This window comes from Nocardia acidivorans NBRC 108247, from assembly GCF_001625085.1.
Taxonomy (GTDB): domain Bacteria; phylum Actinomycetota; class Actinomycetes; order Mycobacteriales; family Mycobacteriaceae; genus Nocardia; species Nocardia acidivorans.
Window position 1 is genome coordinate 1 of record NZ_BDAW01000010.1, and the last position, 19,896, is coordinate 19,896.

22 protein-coding genes are annotated in these 19,896 nt (G+C 67.1%); 6 read left to right on the forward strand and 16 right to left on the reverse strand.

The annotated features are described in order from the left end of the window. The 7 genes from NA10_RS04885 to NA10_RS04915 all read right to left on the reverse strand — a co-directional run. Window positions 1–1,179 (reverse strand): hypothetical protein (locus NA10_RS04885; protein ID WP_067564145.1); only part of this gene is annotated, 1,179 nt, incomplete at its 3' end. A gap of 52 nt (window positions 1,180–1,231) precedes the next feature. Continuing rightward, the gene (locus NA10_RS04890; RefSeq protein WP_067564005.1) at window positions 1,232–2,056 is read right to left on the reverse strand and encodes a DUF8175 domain-containg protein; all 825 of its coding nucleotides are present in this window, start codon (window positions 2,054–2,056) and stop codon (window positions 1,232–1,234) included. Window positions 2,057–2,114: 58 nt separating this feature from the next. After that, window positions 2,115–2,378 (reverse strand): hypothetical protein, encoded by a 264-nt coding sequence (locus NA10_RS04895; RefSeq protein WP_067564008.1) that lies wholly within the window; start codon window positions 2,376–2,378, stop codon window positions 2,115–2,117. After that, window positions 2,378–2,668, reverse strand: coding sequence for a hypothetical protein (locus NA10_RS04900; protein WP_067564010.1), 291 nt, complete (start codon window positions 2,666–2,668; stop codon window positions 2,378–2,380). The genes NA10_RS04895 and NA10_RS04900 overlap by 1 nt, the downstream gene beginning before the upstream one ends. 160 nt (window positions 2,669–2,828) lie before the next feature. Further along, the gene (locus NA10_RS04905; protein ID WP_067564013.1) at window positions 2,829–3,482 is read right to left on the reverse strand and encodes a hypothetical protein; all 654 of its coding nucleotides are present in this window, start codon (window positions 3,480–3,482) and stop codon (window positions 2,829–2,831) included. After that, the gene (locus NA10_RS04910; protein ID WP_067564015.1) at window positions 3,479–4,354 is read right to left on the reverse strand and encodes a MinD/ParA family ATP-binding protein; all 876 of its coding nucleotides are present in this window, start codon (window positions 4,352–4,354) and stop codon (window positions 3,479–3,481) included. The genes NA10_RS04905 and NA10_RS04910 overlap by 4 nt, the downstream gene beginning before the upstream one ends. A gap of 18 nt (window positions 4,355–4,372) precedes the next feature. After that, a complete protein-coding gene (locus tag NA10_RS04915) occupies window positions 4,373–5,038 on the reverse strand; it encodes a hypothetical protein (RefSeq protein WP_067564018.1) in 666 nt (221 codons plus the stop codon). 324 nt (window positions 5,039–5,362) lie between these two features. Here NA10_RS04915 and NA10_RS04920 point away from each other — a divergent pair, with 324 nt between their 5' ends. After that, window positions 5,363–6,124 carry a 3-hydroxyacyl-CoA dehydrogenase gene (locus tag NA10_RS04920; RefSeq protein ID WP_067564020.1) on the forward strand — a complete coding sequence of 254 codons (762 nt, stop codon included), beginning with the start codon at window positions 5,363–5,365 and terminating at the stop codon, window positions 6,122–6,124. Window positions 6,125–6,200: 76 nt separating this feature from the next. On the opposite strand, the gene NA10_RS04925 is transcribed toward NA10_RS04920, so the two are convergent. Further along, complete coding sequence (locus tag NA10_RS04925) at window positions 6,201–7,172, reverse strand: quinone oxidoreductase family protein (RefSeq protein ID WP_067564022.1); 972 nt, start codon at window positions 7,170–7,172, stop codon at window positions 6,201–6,203. Between the two features lie 100 nt (window positions 7,173–7,272). Between NA10_RS04925 and NA10_RS04930 the strand changes: the two genes are divergently transcribed. Next, window positions 7,273–8,196 carry a dienelactone hydrolase family protein gene (locus NA10_RS04930; RefSeq protein ID WP_067564025.1) on the forward strand — a complete coding sequence of 308 codons (924 nt, stop codon included), beginning with the start codon at window positions 7,273–7,275 and terminating at the stop codon, window positions 8,194–8,196. A gap of 99 nt (window positions 8,197–8,295) precedes the next feature. On the opposite strand, the gene ppnP is transcribed toward NA10_RS04930, so the two are convergent. Both ppnP and NA10_RS04940 read right to left on the reverse strand, forming a co-directional pair. Further along, window positions 8,296–8,607, reverse strand: coding sequence for a pyrimidine/purine nucleoside phosphorylase (gene ppnP, locus NA10_RS04935; protein WP_067564027.1), 312 nt, complete (start codon window positions 8,605–8,607; stop codon window positions 8,296–8,298). A gap of 75 nt (window positions 8,608–8,682) precedes the next feature. Continuing rightward, the gene (locus NA10_RS04940) at window positions 8,683–9,033 is read right to left on the reverse strand and encodes a hypothetical protein (protein ID WP_067564030.1); all 351 of its coding nucleotides are present in this window, start codon (window positions 9,031–9,033) and stop codon (window positions 8,683–8,685) included. Between the two features lie 28 nt (window positions 9,034–9,061). Here NA10_RS04940 and NA10_RS04945 point away from each other — a divergent pair, with 28 nt between their 5' ends. After that, window positions 9,062–9,373 carry a hypothetical protein gene (locus tag NA10_RS04945; protein WP_067564033.1) on the forward strand — a complete coding sequence of 104 codons (312 nt, stop codon included), beginning with the start codon at window positions 9,062–9,064 and terminating at the stop codon, window positions 9,371–9,373. Between the two features lie 72 nt (window positions 9,374–9,445). Here NA10_RS04945 and NA10_RS04950 read toward each other — a convergent pair whose 3' ends face one another. From NA10_RS04950 to NA10_RS04960, 3 genes are all read right to left on the reverse strand, one after another. Beyond that, window positions 9,446–11,803: a RelA/SpoT family protein gene (locus NA10_RS04950; RefSeq protein ID WP_067564035.1), complete on the reverse strand. Its 2,358-nt coding sequence runs from the start codon at window positions 11,801–11,803 to the stop codon at window positions 9,446–9,448. Window positions 11,804–12,010: 207 nt separating this feature from the next. Then, on the reverse strand, window positions 12,011–13,606 hold the full coding sequence (locus NA10_RS04955) for an ABC-F family ATP-binding cassette domain-containing protein (protein WP_067564038.1): 1,596 nt from the start codon (window positions 13,604–13,606) through the stop codon (window positions 12,011–12,013). 167 nt (window positions 13,607–13,773) lie between these two features. Beyond that, the gene (locus tag NA10_RS04960; protein WP_245677043.1) at window positions 13,774–15,753 is read right to left on the reverse strand and encodes a peptidoglycan DD-metalloendopeptidase family protein; all 1,980 of its coding nucleotides are present in this window, start codon (window positions 15,751–15,753) and stop codon (window positions 13,774–13,776) included. Window positions 15,754–15,911: 158 nt separating this feature from the next. On the opposite strand from NA10_RS04960, the gene NA10_RS04965 reads away from it, so the two are divergent. Continuing rightward, entirely contained in the window at window positions 15,912–16,199 is a 288-nt protein-coding gene (locus NA10_RS04965; protein WP_067564041.1) for a hypothetical protein, read from the forward strand. Here the strand turns inward: NA10_RS04965 and NA10_RS04970 are convergent. Continuing rightward, window positions 16,196–16,597, reverse strand: coding sequence for a MerR family transcriptional regulator (locus tag NA10_RS04970; RefSeq protein WP_067564150.1), 402 nt, complete (start codon window positions 16,595–16,597; stop codon window positions 16,196–16,198). The two genes, NA10_RS04965 and NA10_RS04970, sit on opposite strands and share 4 nt — an antisense overlap. Window positions 16,598–16,656: 59 nt before the next feature. Between NA10_RS04970 and NA10_RS04975 the strand changes: the two genes are divergently transcribed. Beyond that, window positions 16,657–17,688 (forward strand): oxidoreductase, encoded by a 1,032-nt coding sequence (locus tag NA10_RS04975; RefSeq protein ID WP_084514319.1) that lies wholly within the window; start codon window positions 16,657–16,659, stop codon window positions 17,686–17,688. Here the strand turns inward: NA10_RS04975 and NA10_RS04980 are convergent. Continuing rightward, window positions 17,607–18,797, reverse strand: a complete 1,191-nt coding sequence (locus NA10_RS04980; RefSeq protein ID WP_067564043.1) for a PucR family transcriptional regulator — start codon at window positions 18,795–18,797, stop codon at window positions 17,607–17,609. The genes NA10_RS04975 and NA10_RS04980 overlap by 82 nt on opposite strands. Before the next feature lie 209 nt (window positions 18,798–19,006). Between NA10_RS04980 and NA10_RS04985 the strand changes: the two genes are divergently transcribed. Continuing rightward, window positions 19,007–19,297: a hypothetical protein gene (locus tag NA10_RS04985; protein WP_157556060.1), complete on the forward strand. Its 291-nt coding sequence runs from the start codon at window positions 19,007–19,009 to the stop codon at window positions 19,295–19,297. Window positions 19,298–19,321: 24 nt separating this feature from the next. Here NA10_RS04985 and NA10_RS04990 read toward each other — a convergent pair whose 3' ends face one another. Then, window positions 19,322–19,894 carry an adenine phosphoribosyltransferase gene (locus NA10_RS04990; protein ID WP_067564048.1) on the reverse strand — a complete coding sequence of 191 codons (573 nt, stop codon included), beginning with the start codon at window positions 19,892–19,894 and terminating at the stop codon, window positions 19,322–19,324. Window positions 19,895–19,896: the final 2 nt, after the last annotated feature.

Below are 19,896 nucleotides of genomic sequence, written 5' to 3' on the forward strand. Positions count from 1 at the left end.
GGGTCCGACATAACCGGCGGCTCCGGGTGCGGCCGTCGCCTTCACCGCGACCGCGCGCGAACCGACCGCGCCGACCGCGGCGACACCGACCAGGGTGCCGGTGGTGGCGGTCAGACCCGAACCACCGCTGCCGACAATCGCCACGGCCGGGGTTGCCAGGCGCATGAGCGCGGGCAGTACGAAGGCCGCGCTGCACAGCAGCACGATCGCGACCAGCATGCGCTGGGCCTGATCGGCATCGGGCAGCCCGGCGGTGGAGGTCAGATCATCGGTATTGCCCGCGGTGACGAAGGCGATCATGTAGACGATCGCGGCCACCGGTTTGTAGAGCATGAAGGCGATGATCCAGCTGATCAGCTTCGGATAGGACTGCCGGCCGGTATTGGTGCCCGACGCCGCCGCGGCGAGCGGCAGCACTCCCGCCGCGACGATCAGCAGGCCCTGGCGCACGATGGCGAGCACGATCTGCGCGAGCGCGCCGAGCAGGCCCACGATCGCGATGATCAGCACCAGACCGGGTGAGAAGGCTTGCAGCTTGGAGGTTTTCACCATCAGCTCGGCGAGATCCTTGGCCTGGCCGTTGGTGGCGTCGTTGATCACCCACTCGGAGAACTTGTCCGAGGCCTGGGTGGCCGCGACGATCACCGCGCCCAGCATCCAGGAGCTGAAGACCACCCGGGCGTACATCCGGAAGGATTCAGCCGCCTCACTGACCGCGGCTCCGCGTCTGGCCTCGGCAAGCTTTGCGCCGGAAAGGATTACCGACACCATCAACAGAAGTATCTGCACCTGATACGTGTAGTCGTTGATCTTGGTGAAGAGCGTTCCGGAATCGCTGACCCGTTCATTGGGCAGTTTCATCCAGAACGTCAACGCCAGGATCAGCGCCTCGCCCAGACCGTTCATGAGCGAGTCGACCACCTTGCCGAAGGTGGAGTCCCACGCCTTGTCGCGGACCGCGGTGGCGGCGTCACCCGGATGGGTCGCGACATTGCCCGCCTTGCACGCGGCCGAGGCGGCGTCTCCCAGGCTCAGACCCGGTACGCCGAGACCGTCCAGGGAATCGTGTAATTGGTTGCAGGCCGGATCGAATCCGTAGTCCTGTCCGTACGCCACTGTCGGCGTAGCGATCATGACGGTGAACACGACCGCGAGGATCGTAAAGATACGCCTCACCATGTGGTTCCACCCCTCAATGGGTCGCTGGGCCACTTCCGCACCATTCGTTCGGTCACCATCGTGTCCACCCCGCAAGGGAATCCACGGTGTCGGTCTGCGAGGTCTTGGAGGTCGACGGTTTGAGCCGCCAGTCACCGGCGTCCCAGACCATGATCAGCCGGACCGCCGACCAGAGCTGGCGGCTGTTGACGACCGGACCGCGCACGGCGAGCCGCACAATGGCCATATCGTCGGCGTAGTTCTCGACCTGGAAACCGTCGGAGGCGACCAGATAGCGGGTCACCCTCTCCGGCTGCTGTTTCGGGAGCCGCTGATCGGCGAGCGCCCGGTCGTAGGCGGCCACCTGTTGCGCGGAGACCCGCACCTGCCGCACATAGAGTTCGCGATCGGCCGGGCGGGCGTTGAGGCGGTAGGTGATCTGCGCCGCCGCCAGCACCGCGCCCTGCGGGGTATGCGAATAGCCCACGGCCAGACCGTCTTCCAGGCGTGCGGGACCGTCGGAGGTGGAGAAGGGCACCGACGCCCCGAATACCCGCTGCCAGCCGTGCGGATCGACGGTGCCCGCCGGGGCGGCGGTCAGCCAATCCTGATCGGAGGGTTTGCGCTGCTTCCCCGGATCCTGTGGAAGCGGTTGCCCGGCAGCGTTATTGGGAATATCGACGCGACGGCCGAACAGATCCACCTCGGGCGCGGCGAAACCGGTCGCGCCCGACTGCGAGGTGGCCGGGGCGGTGCCGTCCGGCTTGGCGGCGGTCGGCGCGTCGCCGCGGCCGAGATACACCACGACACCCACGATGATGATCAAGGTCACCACGGCCGCCGAGGCGATGACACCGAACGAGACGCGGTCGCGCTCGGGCGACTCCTTCTCGCTCATGCCAATGCCTCCGAAGTCTTTGTGTCACTGGACAATTACGATGCCTGAACTCTTACGTCTACGTCGGGAGCAGTGCGAGCGCGATACCGCTGGCCGAACTGGCCATGATCGCGCCGAGCAGGCTCACCACCACCCCGTGCGTCGCGTCATTGGCGGCCAGATCATCGCGGAACGCGTACCACAGCCGCCCCGCCGAGAGGATCATCCAGGCCAGGCAGAACAGCAGTACGCACCACAGCAGCCAGTCGATCAGCTGCATCATCGGCCGCAGTACGTCGGCCGGCATCTGTTTGTAGGCCAGTACGGCCACTGTGGCGGTCATCAGGTGATCACGGCATTCATGATGGTCCCGGCGCTGGTGGCGATGATTCCACCAATCATGGCTCCCGCCACCATCTTCGGCGACTCCAAACCGCCTCCCGTCCACTTCTCCCAGGCGAACCGGCCGCCCGCGTAGGTGATTCCCAGAATGCCCGACAAGAGCACGAACCAGGTGAAGTATCGAACCAGCTTCAGCAATTTGTCGGACGCGGGCGGAGCCTCGGGGGTCGGATTGCCGACCTGGGCGAGGATCTGCTCGTATGCGTCATGCACAGCGAGGATCATGCTCATTGTCTGTCCTTCTCCAAAAACGAACTGCTAGTGACAATCTCGCCGCTTCCGGGCGCGTGGGGGCACCCGATTCCGGCAGCTCCTTCGGCGGTCGATCTTCCCCGCGCTCCCGGAACCCGGGAACGTGTTCGGGCACAACGTATTCCAATGGTCACAATGATCACTCCCCGGTTTCCGGAACATCCGGGCGGGGTGCGTCCAGCGCGTCCTGGGCGGCGGCCACGATGGCCGCGCCGATCTCCCGGACGTCGGTCGTAACCTCCTGCAGCGCATCGGCTTTGCGTTTGCGCTGGACGGGGGTCTGATCACCGGGCGACCAGACCGGGAGCTGATCGGGCTCGACCAGGGTCCATTCCTCGTGCCAGGGCATCTGCCAGACCTGACCGGCCAGCGAACCCACCACATCGCGATAGCGGCGGATCTCGGCCGGGATGCGGCCGGGGCGCGCGGCGACGGTCACCAGGCCCAGCACCTCACACGGACCCGCCAGGCCCGCGTGGTGCTGGCGCAGCAGATCGTGCGCGCGAGTCAGGCCGGAGATGGTCTCGCGGGCGACCAGGACGACGAACGGGGATTCCCGGTCGAACACCCCGGGCCAGCGGCGATACGAATCCGCCGCCGGGGCGAGCACATGGGCCAGGGTGCTGGCACCCGCGCCGCCGTGCACCCCGAGCAGCCACACCAGGGGTGCGCGGCCTCCGCCGGGTACGGGACGGTCCCAAATGGGTGCGCGGCGGGCCTCCGGTGGCGGCACCACACCAGCCGCCATAGCGGTTTCGGAGGAGGATCGACGTTCCTTCATGGCTGCGGTCATGATGCCACCCCCGCAAGCAGGCGGCGATACGCGCGGCGTGTCCCGGGGGCGAGATCGCTGTGCCGCACCAGTTCTCCGCGTGCCAGGTGCGGGTCGTAGGGCAGTTCGAGGATATCGCCGACCCAGCCGTCGAGATGTTCCCGCAAATGGTCAGCGACCCGAGAGTCGCTGCCGGGCAACTGATGTGAGACCACGATTGTGGTGTCACCGACAATTCCCTCCCCTTGACCCTCGCCCGGACCGCCGAACTGATCGTCGAGCCACTCGAGGGTCACCCGCAACCGGTTGGCGGCATCCGCGCGCGCCGGAATGGCAAGTACGAGAGCGATATCGCCATCCTCCAGCAGTGGCCGCAGATGCCGGCCGGCGATCGGATTGCCGCCATCGTAGACGGGCGTGTACCCGGCGTCGGCGATCGCGCGCGCGACCGTCAGATACGTCGCGCGGCGGCGCAGCGGCTCCGGATCACGCCACAGCAGTCCGATGCCGGAGGTGGCGCGCGAGAGGCATTCCTTGAGCGGCGCGGCCTCGTCCTCACCGCGGCCGTAGAGCCACGATTGCAGGCTGATCGGGCTCAAATGCTCATCGGCGCCGCGCAATGCGAGATCGCTGCCCGCGAAAGTGGCGTCGACCGCTACGGTTTGCGCACCGGCCGCGCCGATCTCACCCGCGATGCCGAGGGCGGTCGTGGTGGTGCCCGCACCGCCGCAGCCGCCGACCACCAGGATCGGCCGTTGTACGGGACCCGGTGCACCGGAGTCCCCGCGGCGCTTGCGCAGCCGCGCTACCGGAGCCTTGGAACGCGCGGCGGGACTCGGCGATTCACCCTCTTCGGGCACCTCGTCGAGCCAGCGGCTCCAGTCCTGATCCATCTTTCTCAGCTCTCCCTCTTATCCAGCCGGAATGCCTGCGGTGGGGATATGGTCGCCGATCGCCACGGTGGCCGTCATTTCGTTGTACGCCGCCGGGCGGTCGCTCGGACCGGAACGCGGGTCCCCTCCGAGTGTGCCGATGGATTGCGAAGTGCCGTCGTGTGAGTTGAGCACATAAAGAGCAACTCCTCCGGCAGCTACTAGCAACAGGATGGCAACAATCAGGAACAGCAGTGCGAAAAGTCGCCGGCGCCGAAACTGCCGGGGTGAGACGGACTTCACCGGATCGGGTTCGGCCACCGCGTCCAGCAGCGCCGAGGCGACATCCGGGCGATCCCGGTCGACGGGACCGCGCTCATCGTCTTCCGCACCCTCCCAGGGGAATTCCAGCACCGTGGTGCCGCGATAGCGGAGTTGCGGTGTGTACGAGGCGGACTCGCGATCGGTCATCCAATCGGACCACGCCCCGGAGAAGTGCGTGCGCCGCAGCACCGACTCGGGCACCGGCGGAATGGTGAGCTCGGGCTCGTCATCGTGGATGTAGTGCGGATAGCGGGCCGGACCGTCCGCGGCGCCGAAACCGGTCTCGCCGTTCGGATCCGCGGGCGCGGGCGCGCTGCCGTCCAGACCGACCGGTTCCAATGCCGGGTACCAGCGCGAGACTTTTTTGTACGACTTCAACATTGCTCGCGTCTTCGCGGAGCCAGGCGCGTCATGCTGCATCGTCGGACCCTCTCGGCGGTTGGTCGTGACGGGCGATCGTTGGTCGTACGGCGGCCCGCCGTCACCGCGCCGCCGGGTGCGCCGCAGTCCAGACGGTCCCGATCGGAAATTATTTCGCATGTGCAGGATTCCAACGACTCGACGCGCCGGAGTGCACCCCTCATATTCCACGCGCGTGCGCGATAGCAGCCCCGTCCGCAACAGGTGAACGCCACGCCGGGGACCCGCTTTTCCGCACCGCCACAGCAGAATCTACATTCACAAGACCTGATATTTGGAGGTTTTGTGAAGACAGCAGACATCGCCGCGGTTGTCACCGGTGGCGCGTCCGGACTCGGCCTGGCCACCGTGCGGGAACTGCACTCGGCCGGCGCGAAGGTCGTTATCCTCGACCTGCCCTCGTCCGACGGCAAGACCATCGCCGAGGAACTCGGTGAGCGTGTGGTGTTCTCGCCCGGCGACGTAACCAGCGAAGAGGATGTGACCGCGGCACTGGACGCGGCGCAGGCCCTGGGCACGCTGCGCATCGCGGTCAACTGCGCCGGACTCGGCAATGCCATCAAGACGGTCGGCAAGCAGGGCGCGTTCCCGCTCGACGCGTTCAAGAAGATCATCAACGTCAACCTGATCGGTACGTTCAATGTGATCCGCCTGGCGGCGGAACGCATTTCGACCACAGAGGAGGCCGACGGCGAGCGCGGTGTCATCGTCAACACCGCTTCGGTCGCGGCGTACGACGGTCAGATCGGGCAGGCCGCCTACTCCGCCTCCAAGGGCGGCATCGTGGGCCTGACGCTGCCGGTCGCTCGTGACCTGGCGTCCTACAAGATCCGCGTCATGACCATCGCGCCGGGCCTGTTCCACACGCCCATTTTCGCCAAGGTGCCCGAATCGTCCATCGCGGCCCTCGGCGCGCAGGTGCCGCATCCGGCCCGGCTCGGCGATCCGTCCGAGTACGCGGCGCTGGTGCGCCACATTGTGGAGAACCCGATGCTGAACGGTGAGGTCATCCGACTGGATGGCGCGATCCGCATGACGCCGCGCTAGTCACCCGGCACCGAACCGATCGAGAGAGGTTGGCTCTCGATCGATTTCGGCCCCGAGAGGGAGAGCGAGCAGTTCGTCAGACCGCGAGAATGAGCTTGCCCGTGGAGGTGCGACCGCCCATCAGGCGATGCGCGTCACCGGCCTCGGCGAGCGGGAATTCCGCGGTAATGGGCAGTTCCACCTTGCCGCTGGTGACCAATTCGAAGGCGTGCGCGGCGATTTCGCGCAACACCTGCGGTTCGGTCGCGGTGAGACTGAGGATGGAGAAGCCGGAGATGGAGCGACCGCGCGGGTAGAGCTCGGGTTGACCGACCTGCCAGGCGGGTTCGCCGCCGGCATTGCCGAACGAGACCAGTCGACCGAACAGGGCGAGGGTGTCGAGGCTGCGGCGCAGGGTGTCCCCGCCGACCGGATCCAATACCAGATCCACGCCCCGGCCGCCCGTGGCGGCCAGCACATCGGTGTCGAATGTGTCGGACAGGAACGCATCGTCATAGCCGCGTTTGCGGGCGTACTCGGCCTTCTCGGTGCTGGAGACCACGCCGTACACCGCGCTCGCACCCGCGAGTTTGGCCACCTGGCCCGCCACCGTACCGACACCGCCCGCGGCGGCCTGCACCAGCACGATCTCACCGGGCCGCACTCGGCCGACGGTGTTCACCAGTGCGTAGGCGGTCGGAAGCACGGTGGGAAGTGTTGCGGCCGTGCGCAAATCGATGCCGTCGGGAATCGGGAAGACGGTCGCGGCCTTGGCCCTGACCACCTCCGCGTACGCGCCGCCCTCGGTGATCGCGGCCACCGGCTGCCCGATGGTGAAACCCTCGACACCCGAGCCGAGGGCGCGAATCCGCCCGGAGAGTTCCAAGCCCGGCACGAACGGAAGTCCGGGCACCCGATAGCCGGTGGACCGCGCCTGCAAGTCCGCGAAGTTCACCCCCACGTAGGCGATATCGATGGTCACCTCGCCCGCGGCCGGCTCGGGGGCGTCCAGTTCGACCACCCGCAGTACCTCCGGTCCACCGAACTCCTCGAAACGCACACCGCGCATGGCGACCTCCAGATCTTGTTTGACAGCGACGTGAAGTCATAACGAAGGAACGGCTCGTCTGTTCCCCGCCGGCCGGGGTGGCGGGCTTAGGCTGGGGCGCATGACGCCGCTGCAGCGCTATATCGCGGAGGAGATCGCCACCGACCACGTCGAGGGGCTGCTCAGTCGCCGGGAAGCCATGCGCCGATTGGGCATGCTCGGGCTGGGCACACCGGCGGCCGTGGCGCTGCTGGCCGCCTGCGCCGGCAAGGCCGAGCAATCCGGTACTCCCCCAACGTCATCCGGCGCTTCGGGTACCTCGTCCGTGAGCGGCGCACCGGCCGGACCGCCGCCCGGGTCCGCGACCGCATTGCCCACCACCGCCATCACCTTCCCCGGTCCGCAGGGGCGCACGTTGCAGGCGGCCTGGGCGGAGGCCGCGCAGCCGCGCGGCGGTGTGCTGGTCATTCACGAGAACAAGGGTCTGACCGACCACATCCGTTCCATCGCAGGGCGTTTCGCGGGTATCGGCTATCACGCGCTCGCGGTGGACCTGCTCTCGGAGGAGGGCGGCACCGCCACCTTCACCGATCCGGCCGCCGCCACGGCCGCCCTCGCCAGACTCCCCCAGGAACGCTTCGTCGCCGATCTGCGGTCCGGCGTGGCCGAACTCCAGCGCCGCACCCCCGGAAAGAAGCTCGCCGCCACCGGTTTCTGCTTCGGCGGCGGCCTCACCTGGCTCCTACTCACCTCCGGCACCCCCGAACTGGCGGCGGCCACCCCGTTCTACGGCCCGTTCCCCGACAATGGCGAAATCACCACCGAGGCAGCGGTTCTCGGAATCTATGGCGCCCTCGACTCTCGCGTCGACGCTTCCCGCCCCGCCGCCGAAGCCGCCCTCGACAAGGTGGGTGCACCCCACGAATCCTTCGTAGCCGAGGGCGCCGACCACGCTTTCTTCAACGACACCGGCCCCCGCTACAACGCCACCGCCGCCGCCGAAGCCTGGCGTCGCGTCACCGACTGGTACGCCCGCTACCTCTGATCCGATGTGCATGTAACCACGCAGGCAGCTTCTCGACGTTTGCCCGCGCCATTACATGCACGTCGATACTCGCGCCGAACGCACAACGAGTGTGTGGGCTCAGCCGAAGTGGCAGACGTAGTGGACGGGCTCGAGGACTTCGATCTGGAAGCTGCTGTCGCCGGGCACCGAGAAGGATTCGCCGCCCTTGTAGACCACGGTCTCGTCCGAACCGGCGAGGGTCACCTTGGCCTCGCCCTCGAGGAGTTCCATGATCTCCGGCGCGCCGGTGTTGAAGGTCAGCGTCGCCGGGAGAATCACGCCGACCGACTTGCTGGTGCCGTCGGCCAACTCGATATTGTGGCTGACGCATTTGCCGTCGAAGTAGACGTTCGCCTTCTTGGTGACGCTGACATTCTCGAACGCGGTCATGAACTCTCCTGGTAGTGACGCTGGGAGAGGTCAGCGTACCGGGCCGGGTTCGACGTGCGGCGAACCGGTCGGGACTCACTCCGACTGTGCCCAGGCGGCGACGGGGAGAGACAGGTAGATGCCGAAGTCGGTCAGGCCGGTGGCGGCCTCGACCGTGCTGTGCAGTCGGTCGACCCGGTCCTGTCGGTTGTGGGCGCGGCTCTCGAACCATTTGGAGCGCACCTCGATGACGACGGGCAATCCGATGCTGTCGAATGGTCCGCGTTCGCGGAATCGCAGTTCGACATCGCCGGGTTGTAAGTCTCCGTCGTACGGCTCTTCCGGGCATTGCACCGCTACCGAAACCAGGTGCGGGAGCACGCGAGCCAACTCGCGGAGCGCGGACTCGGGAACATGGGGCGCATAGGTCACCTCGACAAGGGGCACAAGATCAAACTTACCGAGGCTATCTGCGATGCAGGCACCACAGTTCCAGTTCGTCCGGGGCCGGATAGGTGAAGGAGAGGCCGCCGCGGCGGTCGCAGCGCAGGCCGAAGTCGGTTTTCGCGGCATCGGCGGCGGCTTGGCGTGCGGGAATTTCGAGGCGGTCGAGAATCTGTCATTGCGCTTCGGCGGCGCAGGGCACGGCTTTCTTCGGAGGGTTGGCGCTGTCACGTTTGCGGATGCGGCCGCCGGGGGCTATCGACAGGTCGTCGGAGAGACCGAAAGACTCATCGGCGAAGGCGGAGAACCAGACGACATTGTGATTCTTCGAAGCGGCCGATGACAGAGCGAGGGCACGGAACGTGAAGCGGCGCTGCCCCGAAGGGAAGCGCCGCTCACGGATTTCGATGTACGGCTAGGCCGCCGAGGTCACGCGGTAGACGTCATAGACGCCTTCCACATTGCGGACCACGTTCAACAGGTGGCCCAGGTGTTTGGGGTCGCCCATCTCGAAGGTGAACTTCGAAATCGCCACGCGGTCACCGGAAGTGGTGACCGCCGCCGAGAGGATGTTGACCTTCTCGTCCGCCAGCACCTTGGTGACATCCGAGAGCAGGCGGGTGCGGTCCAGGGCCTCGATCTGGATGGCGACCAGGAAGACCGAGGACGGGGATGGGGCCCATTTGACCTCGATGATCCGTTCCGGTTGCGCGTGAAGGGAATCCGCGTTGGTGCAGTCGGTGCGGTGCACGCTGACCGCGCCGCCGCGAGTCACGAATCCCATGATCTCGTCGCCGGGCACCGGGGTGCAGCACTTGGCGAGCTTGGACACCGTGCCCGGCGCGCCCGGAATCTCCACGCCCGCATCACCGGTGAGCCGCTGCCGCGAGGGAACCGTTGAGGGCGTTGACCTTTCAGCCAGCTCGTTCTCGACATCGCTGACCCCGCCCAGCTGCGCCATCAGACGCTGCACGACGTGATGCGCCGAGACCTGGTTCTCCCCGACCGCGGTGTACAGCGCGGAGATATCCGCGTAGTGCAGTTCGGCGGCCAGGCTGGTCATGGCATCGGCGCTCATCAGCCGCTGCAACGGCAGACCGGACCGGCGGACCTCCTTGGAGATCTGATCCTTACCGGCCTCCAAGGCCTCTTCGCGGCGTTCCTTGGCGAACCACTGCCGGATCTTGGCCTTGGCGCGCGGAGACACCACGAAATTCGCCCAGTCCCGCGAGGGTCCGGCGTTCTGTGCCTTGGAGGTGAAGATCTCGACGACCTCACCGTTCTCCAGCTGTCGTTCCAGCGCGACCAAGCGCCCATTGACCCGTGCGCCGATGCAGCGGTGCCCGACCTCGGTGTGCACGGCATAGGCGAAGTCCACCGGGGTGGACTTCTGCGGCAGCGTAATGACCTCACCCTTGGGGGTGAAGACGAATATCTCCGGCGACTTCAGATCGAAGCGCAGCGACTCCAGGAATTCGGCCGGGTCCGCCGCCTCCCGCTGCCAGTCGAGGAGCTGGCGCATCCACGCCATATCGTCGACCTCGGTGGAGTCATTGGAGTGCTTACCCTTGGTCTCCTTGTACCGCCAGTGCGCGGCAATGCCGAACTCGGCGGTGCGGTGCATGTCCTGGGTGCGGATCTGCACCTCCAGGGGTTTGCCGTCCGGACCGACCACGGTGGTGTGCAGCGACTGGTAGACCCCGTACCGCGGCTGGGCGATGTAGTCCTTGAAACGCCCGGCCATGGGCTGCCACAGCGAATGCACCACGCCCACAGCGGCATAGCAGTCGCGCACCTCATCGCAGAGGATGCGGATACCGACCAGATCATGGATGTCGTCGAAGTCTTTGCCCTTGACGATCATCTTCTGATAGATGGACCAGTAGTGCTTGGGACGGCCCTCGACGATCGCGTTGATGCGGCTGGCGGCGAGGGTATTGACGATCTCGTCCCGCACCCTGGCCAGGTACGTGTCACGTGAGGGTGCGCGGTCGGCGACCAGGCGCACGATCTCGTCGTATTTCTTGGGGTGCAGGATCGCGAAGGCGAGATCCTCCAACTCCCATTTGACCGTGGCCATACCCAGGCGATGCGCCAGCGGGGCGATCACCTCGAGGGTTTCGCGCGCCTTCTTGGCCTGCTTCTCCGGCGGCAGGAAGCGCATGGTGCGCATATTGTGCAGCCGGTCCGCGACCTTGATGACCAGCACCCGCGGGTCCCGCGCCATGGCGATGATCATCTTGCGGATGGTCTCGGCCTCGGCGGCCGCACCCAGATTGACCTTGTCCAGCTTGGTCACACCGTCGACCAGGTGCGCGACCTCGGTGCCGAACTCGTCGGTCAGCTCCTGGAGCGAGTAACCGGTGTCCTCGACGGTGTCGTGCAGCAGCGCCGCCACCAGCGTGGTGGTGTCCATACCGAGCTCGGCCAGAATGTTCGCCACGGCCAGCGGATGGGTGATGTACGGATCGCCGGACTTACGGAACTGATGCTGATGCTTCTCGTCCGCGACGTCGAAAGCCCGTTGCAGCAGAGCGAGATTCGCCTTCGGGTACAGCTCGCGGTGCACGGTCGCCAGGGGCTCGAGCACGGGTTTCACCGCGGCGATACCGCGCTGGCCGGTCATCCGGCGGGCGAGGCGGGCGCGGACGCGGCGGGAGGCGGAGGTGGGGACGGCGGCGGATGCGGGACGTATGGGAGCGCCGGGCACGGAGGTGGCGGACTCGCCATTCTCCGATTGCCCGGCGTTCGCCTGCTCCAAATTCTGTGTCATGCCACCACCTCTCCCGGCCTCGATCGGAACACCGTACCGGACCGTCCAACCACGTAGACCACCCACTTTAGTCCTGGAAACGTTTCGAGACCGGAACGCCGAACGCCGCCTGACCGGACCTGTCCGGAGCGTTGAACCTTACTCTCTCCCGCTGACACTTCGCGGCGGCATTGCGTCCGGATTGCTCCGGTCCCGAAACCGCATCCCCTAATCGACCGGGACATCTGCCAGACCGTCGGCCGACAGCTCCAGGCTGCGCGTCACCCCGATCTCGGCCAGGAAGCGCGGATCGTGGCTGACCACGACGAGTGCGCCCTGGAAACCGGCGAGCGCCTCGGTCAGATGGCGCAGACTCGGCAGGTCCAGATTGTTGGTCGGCTCATCCAGCAGGAGCAGGCGTGGCGCGGGTTCGGCCAGCAGGATCATGGCCAGGGCCGCACGCAGACGTTCCCCGCCCGAGAGCGCGCCCGCCGAGACATCGGCATCCGCGCCACGGAACAGGAATCGGGCCAATTGCGCCCGGATCCGCTCCGGCGAGGCGTGCGGTGCGGTGGCGGCCACATTCTCGAAGACCGAGAGCTCCTCGCCGAAGACATCCAGGCGCTGGGGCAGCATGCGCCACGGCACCTTCGGCGATTCCTGCCGAATACGGTGCAGCAGAGTCGTTTTGCCTACGCCATTGCGGCCGGTGAGCGCGATCCGCTCGGGTCCGCTGATCTTCAGCGTCACCGTCGGCCCGCACGCCAGCCTCACCTTCTCCAATTCGATGACGTCCTGGCCCGGATACAGCCGGGTATCGGGCAGATCGACCCGAATCTCCCGGTCGTCGCGCAAGCGCTCCTGCGCCGCGGTGAGCTGATCCTTGGCGTCCTCGAGCTTGCCGATGTGCTGATTGCGCAGCTTGCCGGCCGAGACCTGGGCTTCGCGTTTGCGATTGCCCATGACGATCTTGGGCTCGCGCTTCTGATCCCACATCTTCTGCCCGTAGCGCTGCCGCCGATCGAGTTTGATCCTGGTCTCGACCAACTCGCGCGCCTGTTTGCGGACATCACCGCGCGCATCGCGGATCGCGGCCCGCGCGGCCTCCTGCTCGGCTTCTACGATGCGTTCGTACGCACTGAAATTACCTCCGAACACCCGGATTTCGCCCTGCCGGAGCTCGGCGATGCTGTCGACCCGTTCCAGCAGTTCACGATCATGACTGACGGTGAGCACGGTCCCGGCGAACTGCCCCACCACCTCGTACAGGCGCTCCCGGGCCACCTGATCGAGATTGTTGGTCGGCTCGTCCAGCAGGAGCACCTCGGGTTCGCGCAGCAGTTCGGCGACGAGTCCGAGCAGGACGGTCTCACCACCGGAGAGGGTGTCGAGCTCTCGATCGAGTTGCGCGATATCGCCTGCGACATAGTGCAATCCGAGTCGCCCGAGCAGTGCCACCGCCCGTTCCTCGATATCCCAGGCCGCGCCCACGATATCGAAGTCGCCGTCGAGCCCGACGCCGGTCTCGATGCGGTGCAAGGCTTTTCGGATCTCGGCGATCCCGAGCACCTCATCGACCCGCTGCCCGGTCAGCAGGCCCAGATCCTGGCGCAGATATCCGAGCGAGCCGGGCACCGTCACGGACCCGCGCAGCGGCCGCAGTTCCCCGGTGATGAGGCGGAAAAGCGTGGACTTACCGGCGCCATTGCTGCCCACGAGGCCGATATGGCCGCCGCCGAGCTGGGCATCGAAGCCGTCGAAGACGGGGGTGCCGTCGGGCCAGGCGAAAGTGAGATCGGAAAAGGAAATAGTCGGATACGCCATGCGGACTCCCACGGGTGATAGCCAGGAATGCGGCGCGCGGTAGTGCGGGCCACTCGAGGGTCACCTCAGGAAATCAACGCAATGTCTCCGATCGTTCGGGGTTGGGAACCTTCAACACCGTAATCAATGTCGACGCGGCTGTGCAAGGACCTATTTCGCGAGCGCCCTCACTGGCCGATGCGACGGGCCTTCATACCGTTCAGGAGCGGGACCTGGGCGACGGTGCCGCCGGGTTCGGCGTGCAGCATGCGTCCGTTGCCGAGGTAGATGCCCACGGTGGCGGGGCCGCGGGCGCCGAAGTCGCCGAAGACCAGATCACCGGCTTTGGCGTTGATCAGCGGCACTTCGGCGCCGATCTCCCACTGCTGTTCGGCGGTGCCGGGCAGGGTGATGGCGCCGCCGCTGGCGGAGAAGACCGCGGCGGCGGTGAGGCCGGGTTCGTCGAAGCCGCCGCCGGTGGGGCCCTGCGCGCCACCGCCGCCGAAGACGTATTTGGTGCCGAGCCAGTCCCGGCCCGCCGCCACGATCTGCGGGCCGAGGGACGCGGCGGCGTCGGGGGTGAAGCGGCCGCCACTGCCCATACTGCGGAAATTCGCCTCCGCCGCAAGGATTCTCGCGACGTAGGGGCGGGTTTCGCTGAAGTGGCCGGGGACCTGGTTGGGCATACCGCCCGAGGCCAGCACCGCGCCCTCACCGGCGTTGTAGGCGGCCAGGCTCAGCGCGGTGACATCGCCGGTGACCTTGCCCTGATCGATCCAGCCCTGCACGGCCTGGGCGATGGCGCACATATAGCGGCCCTGGCCGATGATGGCGTCACCGTCGTCCCAGAGGCTGGCGGTGCCGTTGCCGTCGGCGTCGATGACGTACGGCTGTCCGTCGGGGGCCAGCGAGGCCGCGGTGCTGGGTAGAAATTGGGCCAGGCCCTCGGCGCCGGCGGGTGAGGTGAGGCCGCGGCGGAAACCGGATTCGGCCTCGCCCTGGGCGGCCAGCAGGGAGGCGCTGATCTGCGGGCAGAGCGAACCGGCGCGGCGGTACCAGACCTCGAGTTCGGCCGGGACCTTACCGGGCGCGAGATTGCCTCCGGCGGAACCGAATCCGTTCTCGCAGTTGGGGACGGTGGCGGTGGGCAGCGCGGAGCCCGCGAGCCAGGCCATCGGGTCGACCTGATGGCCGCCGGTGAGGCGACCGCCGGGGACGAGCTCGAAATGCAAATGGGGACCGGAGGATTCACCATTGGAACCGACATCGGCGATGTGCTGGCCCATGGTGACGATGTCACCGGTGTGTACGAAGATGCCGGATTCGTACATATGCCCGTACACGGTGGAGTAGCGGTGACCGCTCTCGTCCAGGGAGTCGATGACGACCCAGTCGCCGAAGCCCGAGGCCGCGCCCGAGGCGACCACCAGCCCATCCGAGGCGGCGTAGATCGGGGTGCCCGCCGGGGCCGCCATATCGACGCCCAGGTGCGTGCCCCCGCGCGCGCCGAACACATCGGAGATGGTGAAAGTATTTGCGGCCAAGGGGTATTGGCGGCGACCGGCCCCGGTCAGGCGGCCCGCCTCATTGACCGGTCCGGGCATGGCGGCCAGCGATACCTCGGCGGGCGCGGTGACGGTCGAGGTGGCGGTGACCGGTTTGATGGTCACCTGTACGCGATCCATGTGATTGCTGGCGGCATCGCCGCGGTCCTCCAGTGGCGTCCACTGGATTCCGCGGGAGGCGTCGGGGGTCCAGCTGCGCTGCTTCCAGATCACATAGTCGACATGGAAGTTGGCGGCGCTGTCCCGCAGGAACGCGACAATGGCATCGCCCTTGGCCTGATCATTGCCGACGATGAATTCGACCGCGCGCCCCTCACGATGATCGGGATAGGCGTCGTCGGGGATGACCCCGCGCATATCCATCATGCCGAATCGCGCGACCACACAGCGCAATGCGCGCAGCGCCCCCTCCCGCAACCCGACCTCGGCGGCGGCTCCGGTGGCGGGGCAGTTGGGTTCGGTGAGCGCGGGGGTGGTGGCGGGAATGACGGGTGTGCCCGCACCGCAGGTCTCCTCGGTGGCGGGCAGGATGACCACGAGCACCAGGGTCACCAGGCTCAGTATCAGGCCGACGGCGCCCCCGATGAGGTACTTGGCCTTCACGCCAGAACGCTTCCGGTGGCCGTCGTGATCACCGGGTCATCATGCCATGCCGGACACGCCGTTTCACGGACCAGGCGTTCGGTTTCACGGTCCCGCGCGTCGAGGTCGACGCGCCGCAATCCAGTTTCCGATCCGCACACATCGGGCATCCTGAATCAATGCCGTACGTTGCCCGCAATGAGGCCACCGCCGCTCGCATCATCAGCGGTGTCGGTGCACTGTTCGCCCTCATCGAGGGCCTGTATCTCTTGCTGCTGGTGTTGCGGGCCGATCAGTCGAATCGGTTCTTCACCTTCATCAAGGGTCTCGCCGAGCCGCTGGCGCTGTTCTTCCCGGGACTGTTCCACACCGGCAACGGCACCATCGACATCATCCTCAATTATGGTCTGGCAGCGGTCTTCTGGCTGATCGTCAGCGGCTTCGTCGCCCGGTTGGTCGCCCGCTAGGACAGGGGAGCCCAGAGCCCCGCCGCGGTCCCATTCTCCACATGCCCGCGATAGGCGAGGACCTTGTCGCGGATGATCTCCAGGCTCGCCGTCAACTCGGCGATCCGGTCCTGAACGGTGCGTTCGTGCGCCTCCAGCAGCCGGAGACGATCGCGTTCGTTACCCGGCCCCGACCGCACCAGGGCCGCGAACCGCCGCAGGGCGGCGATGGGCATACCGGAGTCCCGCAACCGATTACACAGCAGCAGCCAGTCGACATCGGCCGAATCGTAGACCCGCTGACCCCCGGCGGTCCGCGGGATGGGGCGCAGGAATAGCTCCTCACGTTCGAAATAGCGCAGGGCGTGCACACCGAGGCCGGTCGCCTTCACCACATCGCCGATGGACAAACCGTTCATCTGCTCGCCGACTCCCTTCACTTGACCTAGATCGAACTCTAGATTTTAGGTTCGAGCGCATGACAATCACCCAGCAGCACAGGATCGGTTCGGGCTTCGGCGCGCGCAGCACGGCGGATGACGTACTCGCGGGCATCGACCTGACCGGTAAGCGCATCCTGATCACCGGCGGCTATTCGGGATTGGGCCTGGAGGCGACGACCGCGCTGGTCCGCGCCGGGGCGCACGTTATCGTGCCCGCCCGTCGGCCCGAGGCGGCGCGAGCGGCATTGAGCGGCGTAATACGAACGGAGGTAAGCGAACTCGACCTGGCCGACCAGGACAGCATTCGGACCTTCAGCGAGCGACTGCTGGATTCGGGCCGCACCCTCGACGTCATCATCAATAACGCGGGCGTCATGGCCTACCCGCACCGGCTCATCGGCCCCGGCTGGGAAGCGCATTTCGCCATCAACCACCTCGGCCATTTCGCCCTGGTCAATCGGCTGCGCCCGGCATTGGCCCGGACCGGCGCGCGAGTGGTGTCGGTGGCCTCCTCCGGACACTTCCTCTCCGATATCCGCTGGGACGATCCGCATTTCCACCGCGACTATGATCACTGGCTGGCCTACGGACAATCCAAAACCGCCAACGCCCTGTTCGCCACCCATCTCGACGCCCTCGGCGGGGACGGCGGTCCACGCGCCTTCTCGGTGCATCCCGGCAGCATTCTCACCCCGCTGCAACGCAATATCCCCCGCGCGGAGCAGATCGCACAGGGCTGGATCACCCCGGACGGTCGCCGTGCCGACGGATTCAAATCACCCGCGCAGGGCGCGGCCACGGCGGTCTGGGCGGCGACCTCCCCTCTTCTCGCGGAGCGAGGCGGGGCCTACTGTCAGGACTGCGATATCGCCGAACCGGCGACCACGGACGATATGCTCATCGGCGGCGTCAAACCATGGGCGGTCGACCCGGACGCCGCCGCCCGGCTCTGGGCCCTGTCCAGCGAGCTCACCGACGTGGGCGGCTACGCTTCCGACGAGGCCAGATCGAATGCGGTCAGGGCCGCGGCGAACAGTGGGGCGTGCTCGGAGCGGCCGGGGTCGTAGCCGGTGAGGGTGGCTATGCGGTTCAGGCGGTAGTTCAGCGTATTGCGGTGTACCACCAGGGATTCCGCCGCCGCCACGCGATTGTGGTCGTGGGTGAGATAGGCGCGCAACGCCTCCATGAGGTGTGGATGACAGGTGAGGGGTTCGAGCAGGCTCAGTAGCCAGGTGCGGGCGGGGCCGGGCCGGGCGAACTGGTATTGCAGGGCCAGGTCGGCCATGCGGTAGACGCCGGCGGGGCGGCCCAAACCCAGGGCCAGGCGGGCGATCTCACCGGCCTCCTCCGCCCGCGCCGGAATCTCCGAAACCATTGCGGCGGTGGATGTTCCGGCGATCAATCGGACGCCCGCCGCAGCGGCGATGCGCAGCACGGCGGCGTCCAGGCGGGCCGCGGGTTCGGTCGCGGGCACCAGCACCCAGCCGCCCGCGCGGTCCAGGATGGTCAGCGCCTGCGCCGAGAGAGCGTCGATCTCGCCGTGGATCACCCGGATGGCGGGTCGCCCGCCGTCCGCGGCCTCGGCCGCGCCCGAGGTGCGCAGTGCCAGTACGTGATACGGGCCCAGGGCGATCCCGAAACGTTCGGCCAGCAATTCGGCGGGCTTGCCCTGTAGGAGCGCCTGCGCCAGTGCGCGTTTCACCTCCCGCTGCTCCCAGTGCAGATCCTGGCGCTCGCGCAGATAGGAGGCCGCCACGCCGGGAATGACCGCACCCAGGTACCCGAGCAATTGCGGGACCGCGGCGATGAGTTCCTCGCGCTGATCCGGTGTCCGCGCGGCGGCGGCGAGATAGTTCCAGGCGGCCAGCGCGCCCCGGTGATACACCGCCAGCACCGCGTCCAGCGGAATGCCCTCGCGCGCACGGCGTACCGCGACCTCGATCATCTCGTCGAGATCCTCCGCCCGCGGCTCCCGATGCTCGCCCAGCAGGCGCAGGAACAGTCGCAGATTATCCTCGGACCGCCGAATGAGGTCCTGCTCCACCAACTCCGGCGGCAACTGTTCGTAATCGGGCACCGCGCGCACCACCGCGGTGACCATTTCCCGAGCCACCTCCGGCAGGTGAGCGCTCAGATAATCGGCGAAGGGTGTCTGCTCCCCCGGTGCGGTACTCATCTCGACATTGTGAGCGCGAACGAATCACCGCGCAGCACAACGGGACACAGCAGGGCAATCAGGACAACCAATCGTCCGCGACCTGTCATCCGACCAAAGTCACGGGGTCGAGACCGATTCCGCGCAGACGGACTACCGATGCTTTCCCGCGACCGCTGTTGCCCACCGATCGGTCGTTTCAACAGGCAATCTTCGGGCATTCCCCCTGCATGCCTTACATGTATCAAACCTATCGGGAGAGCGCCGCCGCCCGGTTGATCACCGGGATCGGCGCGCTCTTCGCGGTGGTCGAGGTCGTCTACATCCTGCTGCTGACCCTGGGTGCGGATCAGTCCAACCGGTTCTTCACCTTCATCAAGGGCTGGGCCGAACCGCTGGCGCTGTTCTTCCCCGGTCTGTTCCACACCGGCAACGGCAATCTGGACATTGTGGTGAATTATGGTCTCGCCGCGGTGTTCTGGCTGTTCGTCACCGGACTGATCGCCCGCGTCGTCTCCTGACGCGGGTCCGGCGTGCCGGACGGTTCAGAGCGTGACGATCGAGGTGAGCGGGTAGTCGCCCTGACGGCCCCGCCCGCCCAGGAAGCCGAGTTCGAGTACGACCGCGGCGGCGATGACCTGCGCCCCGGCGGCGTGGAAGAGTTCGGCCGCGGCCGCGAGCGTGCCGCCGGTGGCCAGCACGTCATCGAGCAGCAGGACGCGACGGCCCGTCAGATCGATGCCGTCGGCGGGGATCTCCAGTGCGGCCGAACCGTATTCGAGGGTGTACTCGCGGCTGATGACCGGCGGCGGCAGCTTGCCCGCCTTGCGCACCGCGACCACACCGGTGCCCAGCACCGCGGCCACGCCCGCGCCGAGCAGGAAGCCGCGCGCGTCCACGCCCGCCACGAGATCGGCGTCCGGCGCGCAGGCGGCGAAGCAGTCCAGGACGGTGCGGAAGCCCTCGGCCTCGGCGAAGACCGGCGTGAGATCGGCGAAACGCACTCCCGGAGTCGGGAAGTCGTCATGCCAGCGGGTCAGCCGCCGCACCGCGTCGGCGGCCTTGGCGGTGCGCTCACCGAGCGTCTCGGCGGTATCGACCATTTCATGCTTGCTCATAC

Excerpts from the sequence above, each read along its gene's own strand:
- NA10_RS04890 (WP_067564005.1), bottom strand. The coding sequence starts at position 2,056 with ATGAGCGAGAAGGAGTCGCCCGAGCGCGACCGCGTCTCGTTCGGTGTC.
- NA10_RS04895 (WP_067564008.1), bottom strand. The coding sequence starts at position 2,378 with ATGACCGCCACAGTGGCCGTACTGGCCTACAAACAGATGCCGGCCGAC.
- NA10_RS04900 (WP_067564010.1), bottom strand. The coding sequence starts at position 2,668 with ATGAGCATGATCCTCGCTGTGCATGACGCATACGAGCAGATCCTCGCC.
- NA10_RS04905 (WP_067564013.1), bottom strand. The coding sequence starts at position 3,482 with ATGACCGCAGCCATGAAGGAACGTCGATCCTCCTCCGAAACCGCTATG.
- NA10_RS04910 (WP_067564015.1), bottom strand. The coding sequence starts at position 4,354 with ATGGATCAGGACTGGAGCCGCTGGCTCGACGAGGTGCCCGAAGAGGGT.
- NA10_RS04915 (WP_067564018.1), bottom strand. The coding sequence starts at position 5,038 with ATGTTGAAGTCGTACAAAAAAGTCTCGCGCTGGTACCCGGCATTGGAA.
- NA10_RS04925 (WP_067564022.1), bottom strand. The coding sequence starts at position 7,172 with ATGCGCGGTGTGCGTTTCGAGGAGTTCGGTGGACCGGAGGTACTGCGG.
- NA10_RS04930 (WP_067564025.1), top strand. The coding sequence starts at position 7,273 with ATGACGCCGCTGCAGCGCTATATCGCGGAGGAGATCGCCACCGACCAC.
- ppnP (WP_067564027.1), bottom strand. The coding sequence starts at position 8,607 with ATGACCGCGTTCGAGAATGTCAGCGTCACCAAGAAGGCGAACGTCTAC.
- NA10_RS04945 (WP_067564033.1), top strand. The coding sequence starts at position 9,062 with ATGCAGGCACCACAGTTCCAGTTCGTCCGGGGCCGGATAGGTGAAGGA.
- NA10_RS04950 (WP_067564035.1), bottom strand. The coding sequence starts at position 11,803 with ATGACACAGAATTTGGAGCAGGCGAACGCCGGGCAATCGGAGAATGGC.
- NA10_RS04955 (WP_067564038.1), bottom strand. The coding sequence starts at position 13,606 with ATGGCGTATCCGACTATTTCCTTTTCCGATCTCACTTTCGCCTGGCCC.
- NA10_RS04965 (WP_067564041.1), top strand. The coding sequence starts at position 15,912 with ATGCCGTACGTTGCCCGCAATGAGGCCACCGCCGCTCGCATCATCAGC.
- NA10_RS04970 (WP_067564150.1), bottom strand. The coding sequence starts at position 16,597 with ATGAACGGTTTGTCCATCGGCGATGTGGTGAAGGCGACCGGCCTCGGT.
- NA10_RS04975 (WP_084514319.1), top strand. The coding sequence starts at position 16,657 with ATGACAATCACCCAGCAGCACAGGATCGGTTCGGGCTTCGGCGCGCGC.
- NA10_RS04980 (WP_067564043.1), bottom strand. The coding sequence starts at position 18,797 with ATGAGTACCGCACCGGGGGAGCAGACACCCTTCGCCGATTATCTGAGC.
- NA10_RS04985 (WP_157556060.1), top strand. The coding sequence starts at position 19,007 with ATGCCTTACATGTATCAAACCTATCGGGAGAGCGCCGCCGCCCGGTTG.
- NA10_RS04990 (WP_067564048.1), bottom strand. The coding sequence starts at position 19,894 with ATGAGCAAGCATGAAATGGTCGATACCGCCGAGACGCTCGGTGAGCGC.